The organism is Candidatus Woesearchaeota archaeon (assembly GCA_030651375.1).
Lineage (GTDB): Archaea > Nanobdellota > Nanobdellia > Woesearchaeales > UBA12501 > JAUSFM01.
In genome coordinates this window covers 1-1701 of sequence record JAUSFM010000018.1, presented here as the reverse complement: position 1 = coordinate 1701, position 1701 = coordinate 1, and the positions used below count along the sequence as shown (strand labels likewise).

2 protein-coding genes are annotated in these 1701 nt (G+C 49.5%); one reads left to right on the top strand and one right to left on the bottom strand.

Going from position 1 to position 1701, the window contains the following annotated elements; all coding sequences use genetic code 11:
- Window positions 1–177: 177 nt before the first annotated feature.
- Window positions 178–303, bottom strand: a complete 126-nt coding sequence (locus Q7R76_07225) for a hypothetical protein (GenBank protein MDO8643331.1) — start codon at window positions 301–303, stop codon at window positions 178–180.
- Between Q7R76_07225 and Q7R76_07220 the strand changes: the two genes are divergently transcribed.
- Window positions 302–1480, top strand: a complete 1179-nt coding sequence (locus Q7R76_07220; GenBank protein MDO8643330.1) for an ankyrin repeat domain-containing protein — start codon at window positions 302–304, stop codon at window positions 1478–1480. The two genes, Q7R76_07225 and Q7R76_07220, sit on opposite strands and share 2 nt — an antisense overlap.
- The last annotated feature ends 221 nt before the right edge of the window (window positions 1481–1701 follow it).

Genomic DNA, 1701 nt, shown 5'->3' with positions numbered 1-1701 from the left:
TGCGCCTAACGCCTCGTTCAAGCGAACACCGCTCGCTACGCTCCCGGCTGCGCCCCACTGGTGCGGGCGCTGCCAACCACAAACCCGGTTGTCATCGCACTACCCCGCACTGCGGGGGTGTCGCTTAACTCGAACCACGTTGAGCATAACAATGTCGCAGCCTCAAATGACCGCAAATCACCTGTTGTCGAATTTCGTTTTTTCGCTGACATTCATTGCGGCAAGCTTTTCCGCATACGCTTCAGACGCATCCTTACCTGAATGCGTCCACTGGACAAATGCATTCGTAACTACTGAGTTCATGCCACACGCAGAAGTTGTCGGCACACAAGGGAAACGGCTCTTCATGTTTAAACAAAACCCCCAAATTTGTGAACATGACAAGCTGGAGTCGTGTGATACCAAGCGTTATGTCCTCACCGGAGACCGAGTCACCATAGGGCATAAATGCGGTCAGTGGGCGCACGTCCAGTTCCAATCACGCAGAACTGTCTCTGTAGGCTGGGTCGAACACGCTCGCTTGAAAAGCGTGCCTCCAGAAAAGGCAAGCTTGGAGGCCAGATCAAAGTGGAAACCGCAAGTAGCTAACGAAACTTTGGCAAAAGCGGTTGAAACGGGTGATATCAGTATCGTCAAGCTTCTGTTGAAATCAAAAGAAGACATCAACGACGCGCTTGATCTATCAGTGCAATATCGAAAGCCTCGGCTTGTGGCGGAGCTACTCGAATTTGGTGCTCTTCCAAATGAAACTGTCGCACCTTGTAAGCTGATGACTGATGCAATTCAAGGCAGCCCAGACATCATGGCTTTGCTGCTGAATGCTGGCGGGCAAATCAACTGCAACTTTCACGTTCAAGGTATTTCGCCGCTAAAGGTTTTTGCTATGACCAACCGAGCGGCGCGGCCTGTTTGGGCTGCTATGGGGCACTTCCGTGACCCAGGCGTTGACGATCCGGCAAGGATGTTCAAGCTTTTTCTTCAGTACGATGCAAATTTGAATATTAAGGATGTATGGAACGGCACTCCTCTGCGAGCTACTCTAGAACATAACAATGTTGATATTGCGATCCTGCTGCTGGATGCGGGTGCCGATGTAAATAACTACATAGACGATTCAACATCTATAGGGGTGCAGCATGGTAATACCATACTGATGGAGGCAGTTTTTTGGTATAGCCTCCGATGGGATGCGAGTTTGATCAAAGTCCTTCTTCAGCATGGCGCGGACGTCAATTTCAGAAACGGATTATCGTATAACGAGGAATGTGACAAAACCACAAGTGGGAAATGTACTTTCAGAGGACAAACAGCGTTGACTCGTGCAGCGGAAGATGGCCTATACGCAGTCGTCAAGCTGTTGCTTGAACACGGTGCTAACCCCACATTACCTAGAAACGATGGTGCCACACCTTCTGAGATTGCGTTAAATAATGGGCATACAGAAATTGCCAAGCTAATAGATGGCTACGCAGCAAAATGAAGGGGGCACGCTTGGCCGATAAGATGCCCAACCCGTCAGTCAAGAGGGACTGCGCAAAAGCGCGCAGCCCCTTACTTTTACGTTGACGCTGTAGAAAAACCTATTTTTCACCGATTCCTTGGCGCAATTTTCCATCCCGAAACGTTCCCGTTTCAACTTCAAATTTCTGCTGTGATTTTTGCTGATTCGAGCGAGAACAATTTGTTGCGCCAGTGACGTGA